At 52.9% G+C, this 293-nt stretch carries 1 protein-coding gene; it reads right to left on the bottom strand.

Annotation, left to right across the window (positions count from 1 at the left end; translation table 11 throughout):
• Positions 1 to 293, bottom strand: a 293-nt coding sequence (locus MUW49_RS08105; protein WP_244812593.1) for a helix-turn-helix domain-containing protein, incomplete at both ends; no start/stop codon positions are given.

Genomic DNA, 293 nt, shown 5'->3' with positions numbered 1-293 from the left:
AGTTTTTTATCAAAGCAGCGCATCCACGCGCCGTGCAAGTCTTTGAGTTTCTGCTGGAGGTTGTCGGTATATGCCTCGGTCAGAAAGGCCATTTCTGGGTCTTTCTTCCAACTGGTGAGCATCCGGTTCAGCTCAAAGGCAGAAGGCAGTTTTTCGCCAGCATCCAGAATGCGCTTTGTCTCTGCCAGCCCGTGATTCCAGACATAACGAGCACAACCGCCCAACTGGCGCAGGCGTTGCGCTTGTTGGGCGGTCGGTTCGAGTCGGAACTTGTAGGCTTTCAGAATTTGCAT

This window comes from Aeromonas sp. LsrichE-8G (assembly GCF_022869435.1).
GTDB classification, from domain to species: domain Bacteria; phylum Pseudomonadota; class Gammaproteobacteria; order Enterobacterales; family Aeromonadaceae; genus Aeromonas; species Aeromonas caviae.
The sequence above is the reverse complement of the archived record's forward strand: the minus strand, read 5'-3'. Positions and strand labels throughout refer to the sequence as shown.